15 protein-coding genes are annotated in these 17822 nt (G+C 43.5%); 12 read left to right on the top strand and 3 right to left on the bottom strand.

The features are described 5' to 3' along the window. Positions 1–3: 3 nt before the first annotated feature. The 8 genes from E5358_RS02510 (at position 4) to E5358_RS02475 (ending at position 9330) form a co-directional block, all read left to right on the top strand. The gene (locus tag E5358_RS02510; RefSeq protein ID WP_135938742.1) at positions 4–1320 is read left to right on the top strand and encodes an aspartate kinase; all 1317 of its coding nucleotides are present in this window, start codon (positions 4–6) and stop codon (positions 1318–1320) included. 100 nt (positions 1321–1420) lie between these two features. Beyond that, entirely contained in the window at positions 1421–2575 is a 1155-nt protein-coding gene (gene lysA / locus E5358_RS02505) for a diaminopimelate decarboxylase (protein WP_135938741.1), read from the top strand. Positions 2576–2611: 36 nt separating this feature from the next. Then, the gene (locus E5358_RS02500) at positions 2612–3214 is read left to right on the top strand and encodes a glycosyltransferase family 2 protein (protein ID WP_135938740.1); all 603 of its coding nucleotides are present in this window, start codon (positions 2612–2614) and stop codon (positions 3212–3214) included. A 108-nt stretch (positions 3215–3322) separates the two neighbouring features. Beyond that, positions 3323–4447, top strand: coding sequence for a glycosyltransferase (locus E5358_RS02495; RefSeq protein ID WP_168354564.1), 1125 nt, complete (start codon positions 3323–3325; stop codon positions 4445–4447). Positions 4448–4469: 22 nt separating this feature from the next. Further along, entirely contained in the window at positions 4470–6443 is a 1974-nt protein-coding gene (locus E5358_RS02490) for a fructose-1,6-bisphosphatase (protein ID WP_135938738.1), read from the top strand. 49 nt (positions 6444–6492) lie between these two features. Then, positions 6493–7278: a sugar phosphate nucleotidyltransferase gene (locus tag E5358_RS02485; protein WP_135938737.1), complete on the top strand. Its 786-nt coding sequence runs from the start codon at positions 6493–6495 to the stop codon at positions 7276–7278. A 7-nt stretch (positions 7279–7285) separates the two neighbouring features. After that, a complete protein-coding gene (gene guaA / locus E5358_RS02480) occupies positions 7286–8893 on the top strand; it encodes a glutamine-hydrolyzing GMP synthase (RefSeq protein ID WP_135938736.1) in 1608 nt (535 codons plus the stop codon). 122 nt (positions 8894–9015) lie between these two features. Continuing rightward, positions 9016–9330 carry an MGMT family protein gene (locus E5358_RS02475; protein WP_135938735.1) on the top strand — a complete coding sequence of 105 codons (315 nt, stop codon included), beginning with the start codon at positions 9016–9018 and terminating at the stop codon, positions 9328–9330. A 172-nt stretch (positions 9331–9502) separates the two neighbouring features. On the opposite strand, the gene E5358_RS15525 is transcribed toward E5358_RS02475, so the two are convergent. The 3 genes from E5358_RS15525 to E5358_RS02460 form a co-directional block, all read right to left on the bottom strand. Continuing rightward, positions 9503–9742, bottom strand: coding sequence for a DUF4834 family protein (locus tag E5358_RS15525; RefSeq protein ID WP_135938734.1), 240 nt, complete (start codon positions 9740–9742; stop codon positions 9503–9505). A gap of 42 nt (positions 9743–9784) precedes the next feature. Beyond that, on the bottom strand, positions 9785–10468 hold the full coding sequence (locus E5358_RS02465) for a CDP-alcohol phosphatidyltransferase family protein (RefSeq protein ID WP_135938733.1): 684 nt from the start codon (positions 10466–10468) through the stop codon (positions 9785–9787). An 81-nt stretch (positions 10469–10549) separates the two neighbouring features. Continuing rightward, on the bottom strand, positions 10550–11278 hold the full coding sequence (locus tag E5358_RS02460) for a phosphatidylserine decarboxylase family protein (protein ID WP_135938732.1): 729 nt from the start codon (positions 11276–11278) through the stop codon (positions 10550–10552). 216 nt (positions 11279–11494) lie between these two features. Here E5358_RS02460 and dnaE point away from each other — a divergent pair, with 216 nt between their 5' ends. Genes dnaE through pncB form a run of 4 tightly spaced genes read left to right on the top strand, consistent with a single transcriptional unit; the run spans position 11495 to position 17817 of the window. After that, a complete protein-coding gene (gene dnaE, locus E5358_RS02455) occupies positions 11495–15298 on the top strand; it encodes a DNA polymerase III subunit alpha (RefSeq protein ID WP_135938731.1) in 3804 nt (1267 codons plus the stop codon). 41 nt (positions 15299–15339) lie between these two features. Then, entirely contained in the window at positions 15340–15654 is a 315-nt protein-coding gene (gene trxA / locus E5358_RS02450) for a thioredoxin (protein WP_135938730.1), read from the top strand. Beyond that, entirely contained in the window at positions 15654–16586 is a 933-nt protein-coding gene (locus E5358_RS02445) for a DNA-methyltransferase (protein WP_135938729.1), read from the top strand. The genes trxA and E5358_RS02445 overlap by 1 nt, the downstream gene beginning before the upstream one ends. Positions 16587–16590: 4 nt before the next feature. Then, on the top strand, positions 16591–17817 hold the full coding sequence (gene pncB, locus E5358_RS02440; RefSeq protein ID WP_135938728.1) for a nicotinate phosphoribosyltransferase: 1227 nt from the start codon (positions 16591–16593) through the stop codon (positions 17815–17817). Positions 17818–17822: the final 5 nt, after the last annotated feature.

Raw genomic sequence — 17822 nt, 5'->3', positions numbered from 1 at the left:
ATTATGAAAGTAATGAAATTTGGTGGCACATCTGTCGGCTCACCAGAAAGAATGAAAGATGTATGCAAACTCATCACCAAAAGTGGTGAACCAACATTCATTGTTCTGTCAGCTATGTCTGGTACTACCAACTCTCTTCTTGAGATCTCCAACTATTTCTACAAGAAGAACATCGATGGTGCGCACGACATCATTAACCAGCTGAAAAAGAAGTACATGAAGCACGTTGATGAGTTGTACACAGACAAAGGCATCAAGGCTGAAATCACCGAATTTCTGAATGACTGTTTCCAGTATCTGCATTCTTTCTCAAAAGACACTTTCACAAGTTTCGAAGAGCGTGCTGTTGTGGCACAGGGAGAGATAATGTCCACAAATATGGTGGTTGCTTATCTCAAACAGATTGGGATTAAGGCAACATTGTTGCCGGCATTGGATTTCATGCGTACAGACAAAAATCAGGAGCCGGACATGACTTTCATAAAAGAGAACATTAAAAGGATTCTTGATGAAAATCCCGGATACCAGATTTATATTACCCAAGGATTCATCTGCCGCAATGCTTATGGCGAGATTGACAACCTGCAACGTGGTGGCTCAGACTATACAGCATCCATCGTTGGCGCAGCAATAAAGGCTGATGAAATACAGATTTGGACAGACATTGACGGTATGCACAATAATGATCCACGCATCGTGGAACATACAGAACCGGTACATCAGTTGAACTTTGAGGAAGCTGCAGAACTGGCATATTTCGGAGCTAAGATTCTCCACCCTACTTGTGTACAGCCGGCAAAGAACGCAGGAATTCCTGTTGCGTTGAAGAACACAATGGCTCCGGAAGCTCCCGGTACTATCATCAACAATGAGCTTCAGCGTGGTACGATAAAGGCGGTTGCTGCGAAAGACAACATTACAGCCATCAAAATAAAATCATCGCGTATGCTTCTTGCATCAGGATTCCTGAGCAAAGTGTTCAATACTTTTGAGAAATTCAAGACTTCTATTGATATGGTCTGCACGTCGGAAGTTGGTGTTTCAATGTCTATAGACAACACAACTCATCTTGATGCCATTGTAGACAAACTGAAGCACTACGGCACAGTAACTGTCGACAAGGACATGTGCATCATTTGCGTGGCAGGCGACCTTGATTGGGAGAATGTCGGATTCGAGGCAAGGGCGACAGCTGCAATGAAAGACATTCCTGTACGCATGATATCCTATGGTGGTTCAAACTATAATATATCATTCCTCATTCGTGAATGTGATAAAAAGCGTGCTTTGCAGAATCTTTCTGACGCATTGTTCAAATAATCAATGATACATGCCGCATATCATCATTATATGCGGCATGTACTCAGGGCTGATATACATTACAATATTTTCAAAATCAAGGTACATATATTTCACAACGATGTTTCCGATAGATAAATTTCAAAATATAGAAACCCCATTCTATTATTACGATACGGAACTGCTCCGCACAACACTAAACACAATAAATAATGAAATCGGCAAGTATGAGAACTATTGTGTACATTATGCTATAAAAGCAAACGCAAACCCGAAGGTACTTCGGATAATCTCTGAGGCTGGACTGGGTGCAGATTGTGTCAGTGGCAATGAAATAAAGGCTGCTCTTGAAGCCGGCTTTCCAGCAAGCAAAATAGTGTATGCAGGAGTAGCTAAGACTGATAAGGAGATTCTTTTTGGCATAGACAATGACATCTTCTGTTTTAACTGCGAAAGCATTGAAGAACTGGAAGTCATACAGCAACTTGCTGCATCACGAAGCAAAAAGGCGCGAATAGCATTCCGCATTAATCCAGACGTTGGTGCACATACTCATTCCAATATAACCACAGGGCTTGCAGAAAACAAATTCGGCATTCCTATGGCTGACATGGAAAAGGTCATTATGTTGGCTAAGAACATGCCAAACATTGAGTTTATAGGACTTCATTTCCATATTGGAAGCCAAATACTTGAAATGGAAGACTTCGAGGCTCTCTGTAATCGTATCAATGAATTGCAGGAACGTCTTGAGGAACAAGGAATAGTGGTACAAAACATTAATGTCGGTGGTGGATTGGGCATAGACTATGAAAATCCAAACCAAAAGCCTGTTCCTGATTTCAAGTCCTTTTTCGAAGTGTACGCAAAAAATATGAAAGTGCGTCATGGACAAAAGATTCATTTTGAACCCGGACGTTCTGTCGTTGGGCAAATTGGCACTCTCATAACACGTACCATATATGTAAAGAAAGGAACAAAGAAGGAGTTCTGCATACTTGACGCCGGGATGACAGACCTTATCCGCCCTGCTCTATATGATGCCTATCACTATATAGAGAACATTTCCAATCCAAATGGGGTAAGCAAGGAATACGATGTTGTAGGTCCAATATGTGAATCTTCCGATGTTTTTGCCAAAAACTACGATATGGCAGAAACAAGACGTGGGGACTTTATAGCAATACGCTCTGCTGGAGCTTACGGTGAGATTATGGCGTCACAATACAACTGTCGCCCATTGCCGATTGGGTATCTTTCTGAAGAGTTCAAATAAAACGACAGTAAGGCCTTAATTAATGCCTGAAAAGATATGAGCAAGAACATTTCAATAATAGTAATAACCAATGACAATGACATTGTATTGCGTGACACGTTACCAACGGTATTGGGTCAGCAATATGATGCCAAGTTTGAGGTGATTGTCGTCCGTGAGACAAAGAAGGGTGACATAAAAGATATTCTTGAGCCGTTCTACAATCAATATGAAAATCTCCACTCAACATACCTTCCCGATCGGCCGCAATATGTCACTAATGAAGAAATAGAAATATTACTTGGAGTAAAAGCGGCAAAATATGATAATGTGGTGATGATTTCTCCGGCATTCTCCCCTGAGTCAGACGAGTGGCTCCAACAGGTCGGCAATGTTTTGGAAGACACCCCCTTGTCGGACACTCGACCAATAATGCTTGGAGATGCACACCTTAAAAAAATAGGATTTTTCAAACGCTACAAACATAAGCGTGAAGTGAGGAAAATCATCAATAAATGGTGTAAGCCACATGGAGTGAGAAGAAAAAGCTTGTATCTCAGCAAGGAAAATACGGGGCTGTTCTCCATAGCATTCCTGCATGATAGTTATATCATTGATATGTCGCTCCGCAACATAATCTACAAGCAGATTTATATATAATTAAAATTCCACGGCGTGAAAGTTCTACACTACATACCAAACTTCAAGAAAAGTATGGGACAGGCTGCAAGGTTTGTCCAAATGCTTCAAGTAGTTATGGGAAAAACTGTGGAAACAAACATTATGTCTGGCAACATTTCACGAGCAGAGTTTATCAAACGGACAAATGAATTGCAACCGGACATAATCCATATACATGGTTGCTGGAGCGTTAAGGCTGCAACAGTGGAGCTATGGGCATTACACCGCAATATTCCTGTCGTTCTTTCTCCACACAATGGACTGTCACAAAGAGAAATCCAGACTGATTTTTGGAAGAAGAAACTGCCATGCATCATCACTTATCAATTCCTTGCCATAAGAAAGGCTATGGTTCTGCATGTGACATCGTCGCAAGAGCTTGAGGATATCAAGCAACTTGGATGGAAAAAACGCATAGCCCTTATTCCTGAACCAAATGGAGAAGAAGATGATGAGCAGATAGTGGAAACTTTCCGTGCCTTATATCAGAAAGTCATAGATACAGCTCAACGTAACAAACTTTCTTGTCATGAGAAAGCATGTATATGGGCTTTGTTGCATGCCTCTGTAAGTATACGTCATATCCAATGGTTAAAAACAGAAGAGCCAGACCTATCTGAAAAACAGTTTGAATGCGTACCTTCTTTCACCCCGGAAACTTTGGAAATGTTGCAGAAGCTCTCTACTCACAATTGGAAGAATATCCAAATATATGCAATAGACCATGGGATAAAGGAGCCGGTATTATTAGGAACGAAGACGTTGGCTTTACAAATTCCGGTTACAATAGACAGATTGCCGGCACGCTTCAAAACAAAATCAACAATCGTCCCATACACTACCTCCGATAAAGAACAGAAAATACTCAAAGAGTATGACTCTGATAACAACGCAATAGCTTTGGCTACAGACATGTTGTATTTACATAAAATGCTGTGCAAAAACCAATATGACAAAAATTGGCAATCGCCAGGCATACTATTGCTGTCCATTTACGAGCACCTTATGTATACGACATATAACGAAGAAATATTCTGCAGTATAATCAAGCGTCTTGACATTACTGAATTCTGCTCCTGCATAATGCAGATACTTGCCGAAAAACTGCAACTCTCCATTGGCTTCATGCCGCTTGACCCCATGTCAGGCAAAGCCACAAAAATGTTATATAAGAAATTTAATGATTTCAACATTCCGATAAAGACAACATAATCAATATATACCTTAGCATCCTATGGCAAACAACGAAATAGAAAAGGATATGCGCTACCTGCAATTGCTTGCGCGCAATTTTCCGACAATATCTTCCGCAGCAACGGAGATAATAAACCTCTCCGCTATACTCAATCTCCCGAAGAGCACAGAGCATTTCCTTGCCGACATACATGGTGAGCATGAAGCCTTCCTGCATGTCCTTAAGAATGCATCGGGGAACATAAAGCGAAAAGTGAACGAAATTTTCGGCAACACACTACGCGAGTTGGAGAAAAAGGAACTGTGCACACTCATTTACTATCCGGAACAGAAACTTGAGTTGGTGAAAGCCAATGAAGAAGATCTTGGCGACTGGTATCACATAACGTTGCATCAGCTTGTTGCTGTACTCCGTGATGTATGCTCCAAATACACTCGTTCAAAAGTAAGGAAATCACTGCCTGAAGAGTTTTCCTATATAATACAGGAGCTTCTCCACGAACGCACAGAAGACCAAAATAAGGCGGCATACGTTAATGTCATTATCGAGACAATCATCTCCACACAGCGTGCGGATGATTTTATCATCGCAATATGCAACGTCATACAGCGTCTCTCCATTGACCTACTTCACATCCTTGGTGACATATATGACCGAGGACCGGGAGCCCATATCATCATGGACACACTTACAAACTATCATTCTTGGGACATACAGTGGGGCAACCATGACATTCTTTGGATGGGAGCCGGAGCCGGCAACGACGCATGTATCTGCCATGTCATCCGTATATGCCTCCGGTATGCAAATCTCACCACAATAGAGGAAGGATATGGTATAAACCTTGTACCTCTCGCCACATTTGCCATGGAACATTACAGTGATGACCCATGTACAGGTTTTGAACCCATCACGCTTGACAAGCATACCAGCCTTGACAAGAAGCAACGACGCCTGACAGCCATGATGCACAAGGCAATCTCTATAATCCAATTCAAACTTGAGGCTGAACTTTTCCATAAACATCCTAATTGGCATATGGAGAACAGAGATATAATCTCCACTGTCAGCCTTGAAAACAACACATGTTGCGTCGATGGAATAACTTACGAGATGCAGCATGCCACATTCCCAACAGGAACAACCCTCACAGATGAGGAAAGATTGCTGATAAAAAGACTGCACCATTCATTCCGTGTTTCTGAGAAGCTGCAGAAGCACATCAGATTGATGCTTTCGCATGGATGCATGTATGCCATCTATAACGGAAATCTTCTCTTCCACGCATCCATACCGCTCAATGAAGACGGCTCTCTGAAAGAAGTTGAGATAACTCCCGGCACATTCCTGAAAGGCAAAGAGTTGATGCACAATATCGGCATGCTTGTCCGCTCTGCTTTCCAGCAGGACTCTTCACCGGAAGACAGGCAATATGCCCGTGACTATTTCCTGTACCTTTGGTGTGGAAAAGACTCTCCCCTGTTCGACAAATCAAAAATGTCAACATTCGAACGCTACTTCATAGCCGACAAAGCTCTCCATAAAGAGGAGAAAGGATACTATTTCAAGCTCCGCGATAATGAGAAAATCATTGACGGTATAATGGACGCTTTCGGGCTGACAGGACAAAACCGGCACATCATCAACGGACATGTACCTGTTCATGTCGCCAACGGCGAAAATCCTATAAAAGCCAATGGAAAGCTCATGGTTATTGATGGCGGATTTTCAGAAGCCTATCATAAAGAGACCGGTATAGCAGGCTATACACTCGTCTACCATTCACGAGGCTTCCAGCTTGTTCAGCACGAACAGTTCACAAGTGCAGAAGATGCTGTGCTCAGGGGGACGGATATTGTCTCTACAATACAGATAATTGAGATGTCAAACAAACGAATGCATGTTGCAGACATTGATAAAGGAGCGGAACTTAGGGAACAAATCTCAAACCTCAACAAACTTCTGTATGCTTACCGTCATGGTTTCATCAAGGAAAGGGAGAGAAACAAATAAACATCGCCAATCCTGACTTGCCGACAAGGTATAAAAAATATTCACGATAATGAAGACAATGATTTTCGCTGCGGGTCTTGGTACAAGACTGAAACCTCTGACAGATACAATACCCAAAGCACTTGTCCCTATAGGAGACAAACCTCTGCTGCAACACATACTTGAAAAAACAGACGGCAATGGAAACACTATTGTCATAAATGCCCACCACCACAGCGGACAAATCAAAAACTTTATAACAATAACCAGAAACAATTGGAAATCAACGATAAAGATATCTGATGAATCAGACCGACTATTGGATACGGGAGGTGGCATAAGAAAAGCTGCCCACCTTTTCTGTGAAGGTGCTGATAATGATGATAATAGTAATGTCCTTATACATAACGTTGACATTCTGTCCAATGCAAACCTGCAAGAGTTCTATGCACGCAATATCAAGAATGACGCTACACTGTTAGTCTCCCAACGGAAGACTTCACGCTATCTGCTTTTCGACCAAGAAATGCGGCTCGCAGGTTGGACAAACATTGCAACAGGAGAGATAAAATCCCCATACGCCGAACTCTTGCGGCAAAAGGGCTGTAATCCCGGTTCTTTGACTCTCAACTCCCGACCGTTAAAGCTGCTTGCATTTTCAGGCATCCACTCTATCTCACCAAAAGTCATGGCAATGATGGACAGTTTGCCCGAAAAGTTCAGTATAATGGATTTCTATATCAGCGTATGTGACAAAGTTTCTATACAAGGGGAAGAAAAGGATGACCTCAAAATACTTGATGTCGGAAAACTTGAAACTCTTGAATCAGCAACAACATTCATAAAACAATTATAAAAACCGAATGCAAAAGATTATCATTTTAGACTTTGGCAGCCAGACAACCCAGTTGATAGGCCGCCGTGTCCGTGAGCTTGATACATTCTGTGAGATTATGCCGTACAACAAATATCCGGAGGACGACTCCGATGTTATTGGCGTGATTCTCTCAGGCTCACCATTCTCTGTGCATGACCCGGAAGGTTTCAAACCAGACCTCTCACGGTTTGTCGGCAGACTGCCGGTTCTTGGAATCTGCTATGGCGCACAGTACTACTCCTATTCCAACGGCGGAAAGGTAGAGAAGACGAACACACGCGAATATGGTCGCGCACATCTCGCTTATATTAATAAGGAGAATGCGCTTTTCAAAGGTTTTGATGACAATTCACAGGTATGGATGTCACACGGTGATTCCATAACCGCTGTTCCTCAGGACTGCGAGTGCATTGCGTCAACCTCTGACGTGAAGTACGCTGCTTATGCTTCCACCGAGAAACCGGTGTGGGCTGTGCAGTTCCACCCTGAAGTGTTCCACTCTGTCCAAGGCACACAGTTGCTGAAGAACTTCGTTGTAGGCATCTGTGGCTCAAAGCAGGATTGGAGCGCGGACTCTTTTGTTGAAACGACAGTAAAGGAGTTGAAAGCGCAGATTGGTGATGACCGCGTAATCCTTGGTCTTTCCGGCGGTGTTGACTCTTCCGTTGCTGCTGTGCTTCTGAACAAAGCCATAGGCGACCGCCTCACATGTATCTTTGTTGACCACGGCATGCTGCGCAAGAACGAGTTCCGCGATGTTATGGAGGATTACAAGTGTCTCGGACTCAATGTTATCGGTGTGGACGCAAGCGAGAAGTTCTTCGCTGACCTTGCCGGAGTCTCTGACCCTGAGCAGAAGCGTAAGATTATCGGCCGCGACTTTGTGGAAGTTTTCAATGAGGAGGCAAAGAAAATCAAGGATGCAAAATGGCTTGCACAGGGCACTATCTATCCTGACCGCATTGAGTCACTGAACATCACGGGTAAAGTCATCAAGTCCCACCATAATGTAGGCGGACTTCCAAAGGAGATGCACCTCTCTCTTTGCGAACCACTGCAGTGGCTGTTCAAGGACGAGGTGCGCCGAGTCGGACGCTCAATGGGGATGCCTGAACACCTCATCACACGTCATCCGTTCCCTGGACCGGGACTTGCTGTGCGTATCCTTGGCGACATCACACCGGAGAAAGTGCGTATCCTTCAGGATGCCGATGACATATACATCCGCGGGCTGCGCGAATACAAGACACGCCTTTCCGGTGAGCAGGCACGTGCCGTCCTCGCTGCAGGAGTGCCGGCAGACATGGAGAATGGCGAGATTGAGGTTTCACTCTACGACCAGATCTGGCAGGCAGGAACGGTACTTCTGTCAACAGTCCGTTCCGTAGGCGTTATGGGTGACGAGCGCACTTACGAGCATCCTGTTGCTCTCCGTGCCGTAACTTCAACAGACGCGATGACTGCCGACTGGGCTCACCTCCCTTACGATTTCATGGCGAAATGTTCCAATGAGATTATCAACAAAGTCAAGGGGGTCAACCGCGTTTGCTATGACATCTCCTCAAAACCACCGTCAACAATCGAGTGGGAATAATATGCGACTGTTGAAAATTAGTTATACTAAAAAATAGTTACTTATACAGGAATTGTACCCTGCTATTGTGGGGTACAATTATTTTTTGTACCTTTGTATCATACGACAGAGCAATTCTACAAATGATGGAAAAGGAATTTACAGACGGTGTTTATGAGGTGGTGAACGCTATTCCTGCGGGTAAGGTACTGACTTATGGACTTGTAGCTAAACTTGCAGGGTGGCCAAACCGTTCCCGCATGGTGGGACATCTGTTAAAAGGATGTTCTGCAAAGAATGGCATACCGTGTCATAGAGTTGTAAACAGTTGTGGACGACTTGCACCGGGATGGGCGGAACAAGCGGATTTGCTGAAGACCGAAGGTGTCATAATAAAGGCAAACGGATATGTGGACATGAAACAACACTTATGGAACTTTGATGAATCAGTGCCATGAAGCAATGGCTGTCATCAATATCCCCACCCAAAAATTTATATAAAATAATCAATAGCAAATGAAAGGTGACACTTCATGTTACAGAGGGTTATATTTTATATAGCAAAAGGTAGCACTTTGGAATACAAAGTGCTACCTTTTGCTATACTAAGTTTATCCTTGTTTCGGTTTTTTAATCAATCTCCTCAAAATCAACGTATTCCCCCTCGTTTTTATCTATTTTGCTGTTGCGTGGTTTTGGCTGTCCGGAAACTGTCGGGTTATGTTGTTTTGTATTATGTCTTGATGTGGTTGCTTGCCCTCGGAATGCCCTGAATATATTCAGGAACTTTGACAATACTGTGACAAAAAATATCACAGCAAGAAAAACGACAATCAAGAAAAGTATGCCTAAAAATTTTATAATAAACATATCACTAATTCTAATTATGTAAAAATGACCTTGAAAAGGCAGTTATTTCTTCACGACATCAAGAATCACGGATAGAACAATGTATGCCAATATCACAATGGCAATACCGGCTATCTGCCATATTGACAAAACAACAGCACTGAAAGCGATGAAGCCATATTTTACCGGATTGCCATGGTGGCTTATTCCCCAATGCTTGAATTTCAATGCAAACATAGGTATTTCCGAAACCAGCAGCCAGCAGCTGACAAGCATCAAGACAATAAGTGCCGGCACTGCATAAACGTTTGACTCCAAAAAGTTTTTATAACCGACTATGAGTGCTCCCCAAAACAATGCGTTTGCCGGTGTAGGAAGACCTATGAATCCCATTGTCTGCCGCTCATCAAGATTGAATTTCGCCAATCGCAGAGCGGAAAAGGCTGCCATTATGAATGCAAAGAATGGAACTACATTGCGGAAAGGCTCAAGGAAAGACGGATAATCAATAGCAAGCAGTTCAGAAAACAGTATTGTCGCCGGAGCCACGCCGAATGTTATGACGTCAGCAAGAGAGTCAAGCTCTTTGCCTATTGGTGAGGACACTTTGAGCAGACGTGCTGACATTCCGTCAAAGAAATCAAATGCAGCACCGGCAACAATCCATAGCAAAGCAAGCGACGCATATCCGCTAAATGCGTAGTAAGTTGCTATACATCCCGAAACAAGATTGCAGGATGTTATCATATTAGGAATATTCTGTTTCAATTTTGCTAAAATTTAAGTTATCCTTTGTTTTGCCAAGATTCCTTTGGAGACAGATGCTGACTATATATCCTTTGCAGGCTGTTTCAAGTAAGCTATTATTGTCTGGTCACCAACGGTCTTTTGTCCCATTTCAACGCATATTTCTGCATCTGTAGGAAGGAAGAGATCCACACGTGAGCCGAATTTGATGAACCCTAAATGTTCATCAATATAGCAGTCGTCATCTTGCTTTGCATATGTGACAATTCGCCGAGCCATAGCTCCGGCAATCTGGCGGCAAAGAATCTTCTGACCGTTTGCTGCTTCGATTATGACATCCGCATGCTCATTCTCTGCAGCAGCCTTCGGCAACCACGCCTTATGGTAGTTTCCGTCAAAATGCTCAACTTTCAGCACATGTCCGTCAACAGGGAACCAATTGGCATGGACATTGAACAATGACATAAAGATGCTGACCATTTTGCGCTTCTCATGGAAATACTCATCCTCGTCAACATCTTCGATGACAACAATTTTTCCATCAGCAGGGGCAACAACTTTATACTCTGTGCTACATTCGCTGTCAACAGGAAATTTGCGTATAGGGCATCGGAAGAAATTAAGGACAACACACCAGATGCTGCCAAAAACAATCACAAAAGTCCAAAAAGGGACTTGTGACTCAAAAGTACGCCATAGGACAACGGCGACAGCTATAAGCACGAATGCTGAGTAAACAAGGGTTTCATTTCCCTCACGATGTATTCTGATACGCTTTATGCGCTTGATTTTCTGCATTTTCTTTCCCATTAAAAACAGGTCGTTAGATTTGTTTGGATTATATTTTCTGCAAAGTTAATAAAATTAATTTAAAATAAGGAATGTAAATTGTCTTTTTTGACCAAAACACGCTTTTTTAGTTTATTTTAGAAGAAATTGTTGTAGGTGTGAAATAAAATGCCTAACTTTGCCTTGAAATATCTTTGTCATGGCATGTCATGTCAAAACAAATAAAAAGCACTTTTCATGGAAGATTTCGTACACCTTCACGTCCATACTTATTATTCAATACTTGACGGTCAATCGCCTGTTGGCGCTTTGGTCGACAAAGCCATTGCCAACGGAATGCGTGGAATGGCTATAACCGACCACGGCAACATGTTTGGCGTTAAGGAATTGTTTGATGTCTGCAACAAGAAAAATTCCGCCTTGAAAAAAGAAGGCAAAGAGCCTTTCAAGCCTATTTTCGGATGTGAGGTGTATGTCGCGCCACGCCACAAGGAGGATAAGGACAAGGAAAAAGATCGCAAACGTTATCACCTCATATTGCTTGCAAAGAATCTTAATGGTTACAGGAATCTCATTAAGATTGTAAGTCGTGCATGGGTTGACGGTTTTTACAAGAAGCCACGTACAGACCATTATGACTTGGAGAAATACCATGAGGATATTGTCTGCTGCTCAGCATGCCTTGCCGGTGAAGTGCCTGCAAAAATTCTCAATGATGACATTGAAGGCGCAAGAGAGACTCTCCGCTGGTATAAAAGTGTGTTTGGCGACGATTATTATCTTGAACTGCAGCGTCATGAGGTTACAGACCCTAACCAGCGTGCAAATCGAGAGACATTCCCGTTACAACAAAAAGTCAATAATGTCATAATACAATTAGCAAAAGAGGAAGGAGTAAAACTAATTTGCTCCAATGACTGCCACTTTGTGAACGAGGAAAACGCTGAAGCGCATGACCATCTGCTCTGCCTGTCTACAGGAGCGGATTTGGATGACCCAAACAGAATGCTGTACTCAAAGCAGGAATGGTTCAAGACGCGTGAAGAGATGAACGCCATATTCAGTGATGTCCCTGAGGCTTTGAGCAATACATGCGAGATTCTGGACAAAATAGAGACATATAACCTTGACTCTGACCCGATAATGCCATTCTTCCCTATCCCAAAGGAATTTGGTGTGGAAGAAATGTGGAGGGAGAATTTCTCAGAGCAAGACTTGTACAGAGAATTCACATCCGATGAATATGGTGAAAACCAGCTGCCGGAAGAAGAAGGTGTGCAGAAGATAAAAAAACTTGGAGGGTACGACAAACTGTACCGTATCAAGTTCGAGGCTGACTATTTGGGAAAACTTGCATACGAGGGTGCATCACGTCTGTATGGCAATGAATTCAAGGTGATTCCTTATGGGAAAGCATTGCAGCCGGATGAGCTTACTGCATGGGCAGAAGAGAATGGCATAGGCAAAGAAGTTGATGAGCGTATACGCTTTGAGTTGCACATCATGAAGACGATGGGCTTCCCCGGATATTTCCTTATAGTCCAGGACTTCATCAACTCAGCACGCAAAGAATTGGGGGTATGGGTCGGTCCCGGACGTGGTTCTGCTGCAGGTTCTGTTGTGGCTTATTGCCTTGGCATCACGAAGCTGGACCCTTTGAAGTATGATTTGCTGTTCGAACGTTTCTTGAATCCGGACCGTATTTCTCTGCCTGATATTGATACAGACTTTGATGACGACGGACGTGGCAAGGTCTTAAACTGGGTTATGGACAAGTATGGCCATGAGAACTGTGCCCATATTATAACATACGGCACGATGGCGACAAAGAACTCCTTGAAAGATGTCGCCCGTGTAGAGAAGCTCCCTCTTGACAGAAGCAATGCTCTTTGCAAAGCCATACCGGACCGCCTGCCTGACGGGTTGAAGATGAATCTCCCCAACGCAATAAAATGCACGCCCGAACTCAGGGAAGCCGAAGCCTCGCCGGACAAACGTGAGTCCAACACCATTAAATATGCCAAGATGTTGGAAGGAACAGTCAGAGGAACAGGCATCCATGCTTGTGGTTTTATCATCTGCCGTGACCCTATCTCTGACCATGTGCCTGTTTCCACGGCAGATGACCCGGATTTCCCAAACACAAAGACAGCTGTCACCCAATATGACGGTCATGTGATTGAGTCCACAGGACTTATCAAAATGGACTTCCTCGGATTGAAAACTCTTTCCGAGCAGAAGGAATGCTGTCGTATTGTAAAAGCTGTGCATGGGGTGGATATTGACCTTGACAATATCCCTATTGACGATGAGTTGACTTACAAACTTTACCAATCCGGAAGAACAATTGGTACTTTCCAGTTTGAGTCTGCCGGTATGCAGAAGTATCTTCGCGAGCTCCATCCTACTGTGTTTGAAGACCTTATTGCGATGAATGCTCTCTATCGCCCTGGACCTATGGACTATATTCCATCATTCATAGCCCGTAAGAATGGCAAAGAGCCTATCACCTATGACATCGACATAACAGAAAAGTATCTCAAAGATACTTACGGTATCACTGTCTACCAAGAGCAAGTGATGCTTCTTTCACGTCAGCTTGCCAATTTTACACGTGGCGAGTCTGATGCCTTGCGTAAGGCGATGGGTAAGAAGAAGAAGGACATCGTTGACAAGATGAAACCTAAATTCATTGAGGGTGGAAAGAAAAACGGACATGACCCGAAAGTGCTTGAGAAAATCTGGACTGACTGGGAGAAGTTTGCATCATACGCTTTCAACAAGTCACATGCTGCTTGTTATTCATGGGTAGCATATCAAACAGCTTACCTCAAAGCACACTACCCTGCCGAATTCATGGCTGCAATCATGACAAGGCGTAAGAGTGATATAAGGGAAATAACAAAACTGATGGACGAATGCAAAGCAATCAATGTACCTTGCCTTGGTCCGGATGTAAATGAATCTTATGTCGATTTCGGTGTCAATAAAAAGGGTGAAATACGCTTTGGTCTTGCAGCAATCAAAGGTATGGGAGCAGGACCGGCTTTGGCGATAATATCTGAAAGGGAAAACAATGGACCATACAAAGATGTCTATGACTTGATGGAGCGTGTCAACCTTTCCCTTGTCAACAGGAAATGCTTTGAGTCATTAGCCCTCAGCGGTGCTTTTGACAGCTTTGGCTCTCCACGTGAACTGTTCTTTGCACTTGATTCTAAAGGAACAACCTTCATGGAAGCACTTGTCAGATACGGGCAGCTTTTCCAGCAAGAGAAGCAACAGGCACAGAATTCTCTGTTTGGCGGTTTCGACGATATTGAAATTGCCAAGCCGAAACCGGGGCAGTTTGAAGAATGGAGTGCTATTGAAAAACTGAACAAGGAGCGCGACCTTGTCGGGATATATTTGTCTGCACACCCACTTGACGAATACCGTGTCATATTGGAAAACATGTGCAACACCCACCCTGCAGAACTTGGACAAGGTGCAGACAGAGAGGAACTCTCACAGAAGGAAAGCATAACACTTGGTGGCATCGTGACCGGCATACGCACAGGATTCACCAAAAACGGCAATCCTATGGGGCGTGTGACCATCGAGGACTTTGAAAACTCCGGAGAACTTGCATTCTTCGGTCAAGACTGGGCAAAATGGAGTGGAATGATGCAGGAAGGCTGCTCCATATACATTACAATGAAATGCGCAAAGAAGTTCCAAAACTCAAACTACTACAACATTGATGTCATTGATGTGCAATTCCTCCAAAAAATCAAGGAAGAAAGCCTTCATCGCATAACAATAGCAATTCCGTCAAAGCAATTTGAACAATCTGATGCAAACACAACCACAGAGAATGACATAAGTGATTTCTCAACAATCCTTTCAAAAAAAGCAGGACCAACAGAAGCATGCCTTGAAATCATGGATTCAGAAACAGGAAAATCATTGAAACTGCGTGTAAGGAACACCATTACTGTCACGGGAGAACTTCTTGACTTCATCAAAGAGCATGAAAACTGGAATTACTATATAAACTGACAAAGACAGACAACTAATTGTTAAATAAAATAGAATAAATCATGGAAGTAAAAATCACAAACGAGAACTACGAGACACTGAAAAATAGCAATGAACCATTGGTCATTGATTTTTGGGCAACATGGTGCGGGCCATGCAGGATGATAGCACCAATCATCTCACAGCTTGCTGAGGAATATGACGGAAGAATCACCGTCGGAAAGTGTGATGTTGAGGAGTGTGAGGATATCGCTGTAGACCTTGGCATCCGTAATGTCCCTACAATCCTGTTTTTCAAAGGCGGAGAGATTGTTGACAAGGTTGTCGGTGCCGTAAACAAAGCTAAAATCCAAGAGAAATTTGAGGCTCTGCTGTAATGAAGCAACGTGCACCACGCAACAAGACCATAACAATACAACTTGACGAAAAGCAAGAATTGAAAAACCGTCTTGCCACGGTTGGCACACTACGTAACGACCGTGACTGGACGGATTGTGTTATACATGGAGACATCATGGATGTTCTAAAGGAATTGCCTGATGCTTTCGCAGACATGATTATAGTAGACCCTCCATACAACCTTTCACGGAAATTCGGGAAACAGTTCTTCTCGAAAAAAACGGAAGAGGACTATGAAGCATACATGCGTTCGTGGCTACCGGATGTGTGCAGAAAACTCAAGGATGACGGCTCTCTTTACCTGTGCGGTGACTGGCACTGCACATCAATTCTGCAGCGTGTCCTTGCTGAGAATCTCCACATCATTAACCGCATCACATGGCAACGTGACAAAGGGCGCGGCGCAACTGCCAATTGGAAGAACTCGATGGAGGATATCTGGTTTGCCGTGAAGAATCCGGATAATTACCACTTCAATCTTGACGCTGTAAAAATGCGCCGCATTGTAAAAGCTCCCTACAAAACAGACGGAAAACCGAAAGACTGGCATCAGAGCCGGGACGGCAAGTTCAGAGACACATGTCCCGGAAATTTCTGGGATGATATCTCCATACCGTTCTGGTCAATGCCGGAAAACACAGAGCATCCAACCCAGAAACCGGAGAAGCTCTATGCAAAACTTATTCTTGCATCAAGCATGGAGGGTGACACAATCTTCGACCCATTCCTCGGAAGCGGCACAAGTGCTGTTGTCGCAAAAAAGCTCGGAAGACATTTTGTCGGATGCGAGATAGAAGAGGAATACTGCCTTGTAGCACAGAAAAGACTCAATATCGCGGAAGACAACCGGACAATACAAGGATATAAGGACGGTGTCTTTTGGGAAAGGAACTCACAACCATATCAATAAAAAAATGGAACCAATAATAACCCACTTTACAGACACAGACCTCTACAAGTTAACAATGTGTTGCGCCATTCTCAATTGCTATCCGCGTGCAATGGCAAAGTACAAGTTTGTCGACCGCAACAACACGGTATATCCTCCTGGATTCGGCAAACTCGTAGAGGAGCAGATTATTTACCTTGAAAACCTCCGCTTCACGGAAGAAGAGAGAATATTCATGCAGAAACGCTGCTACTATATTCCACAATGGTTCTTCACATACCTGAAGGGATTCCGATTCAAGCGTGACTGGGTCAATGTCCATCAGGATGAGGAAGGACACCTTGAAATCATGTTTGAAGGATATTGGCACGAAACGGTACTCCTCGAAGTGATGATTCTTGCCATAATATCAGAACTGCATCACCGTCTGTCAGGAGAACTTGACAAGATTGATTTGAGAGACTATTATAAAATGTCGTATGACAAGGCGCGCCGTATGCTTAGTGCCGGTCTGTGCATCTCGGAGTTCGGAACACGTCGCCGATTTTCTCTCGCGACAGAAGACATGGCTGTCAAAGCATTCATGGATGCTGACCGTGACCTGCGCAAAGAACTTGGAAAAGAATACAAAGGTTCTTTCCCCGGAACTTCAAATGTATGGCTTGCACTGAAATACAATGTGATTCCTATCGGAACGATGGCTCATGAATTTGTCTCAGCCATAGCCGGAATGTATGGTCCGCAGGAAGCGAACCACATTGCAATGGATATGTGGCAACGTACTTTCATAGGGTCGCTTGGCATATTCCTCTATGATACCTATGGCTTCGATGCCTTTGCGGCAAATTTCTCTGAACATTTCGCACGTGTTTTCGCCGGACTACGTGTCGATAGCGGAAACAATCTTGAACAACTGGAAAAAATATGCAACAGATACCATGAACTGGGGCTTGACCCTTCAACCAAGCAAGTTGTATTCTCCAATGCGCTTGACGAAGAGTCCGCCATCGAGCTCCACAAGGCTGTCAACGGTCGTGTTATAGACAGTTATGGTATCGGTACTGCTCTCTCTGCTGACGGTGCATTATGGGATATCAAGCCATCAAACATCGTCATAAAACTTCTTGGTATCAAAATGACAGAGAAGCGCCACTGGAGCAAGACCTGCAAGATGTCAGAAGATAAAGGTAAGGTTACGGGAGACAGTGATATTATACAGATTTTCAATTATCTATTACATCGTGAAGATTAGTCACA

Origin of the sequence: Palleniella muris (assembly GCF_004792655.1) — a bacterium.
Lineage (GTDB): Bacteria > Bacteroidota > Bacteroidia > Bacteroidales > Bacteroidaceae > Prevotella > Prevotella muris_A.
Note: the sequence above shows the minus strand (reverse complement) of the source record. Positions and strands in the feature narration are given on the sequence as shown.

Coding starts and splice junctions, on each gene's coding strand:
- E5358_RS02510 (WP_135938742.1), top strand. CDS start 4: ATGAAAGTAATGAAATTTGGTGGCACATCTGTCGGCTCACCAGAAAGA.
- E5358_RS02475 (WP_135938735.1), top strand. CDS start 9,016: ATGATGGAAAAGGAATTTACAGACGGTGTTTATGAGGTGGTGAACGCT.
- E5358_RS02465 (WP_135938733.1), bottom strand. CDS start 10,468: ATGATAACATCCTGCAATCTTGTTTCGGGATGTATAGCAACTTACTAC.
- E5358_RS02445 (WP_135938729.1), top strand. CDS start 15,654: ATGAAGCAACGTGCACCACGCAACAAGACCATAACAATACAACTTGAC.
- E5358_RS15525 (WP_135938734.1), bottom strand. CDS start 9,742: ATGTTTATTATAAAATTTTTAGGCATACTTTTCTTGATTGTCGTTTTT.
- pncB (WP_135938728.1), top strand. CDS start 16,591: ATGGAACCAATAATAACCCACTTTACAGACACAGACCTCTACAAGTTA.
- E5358_RS02485 (WP_135938737.1), top strand. CDS start 6,493: ATGAAGACAATGATTTTCGCTGCGGGTCTTGGTACAAGACTGAAACCT.
- E5358_RS02490 (WP_135938738.1), top strand. CDS start 4,470: ATGGCAAACAACGAAATAGAAAAGGATATGCGCTACCTGCAATTGCTT.
- E5358_RS02460 (WP_135938732.1), bottom strand. CDS start 11,278: ATGGGAAAGAAAATGCAGAAAATCAAGCGCATAAAGCGTATCAGAATA.
- guaA (WP_135938736.1), top strand. CDS start 7,286: ATGCAAAAGATTATCATTTTAGACTTTGGCAGCCAGACAACCCAGTTG.
- lysA (WP_135938741.1), top strand. CDS start 1,421: ATGTTTCCGATAGATAAATTTCAAAATATAGAAACCCCATTCTATTAT.
- trxA (WP_135938730.1), top strand. CDS start 15,340: ATGGAAGTAAAAATCACAAACGAGAACTACGAGACACTGAAAAATAGC.
- dnaE (WP_135938731.1), top strand. CDS start 11,495: ATGGAAGATTTCGTACACCTTCACGTCCATACTTATTATTCAATACTT.
- E5358_RS02500 (WP_135938740.1), top strand. CDS start 2,612: ATGAGCAAGAACATTTCAATAATAGTAATAACCAATGACAATGACATT.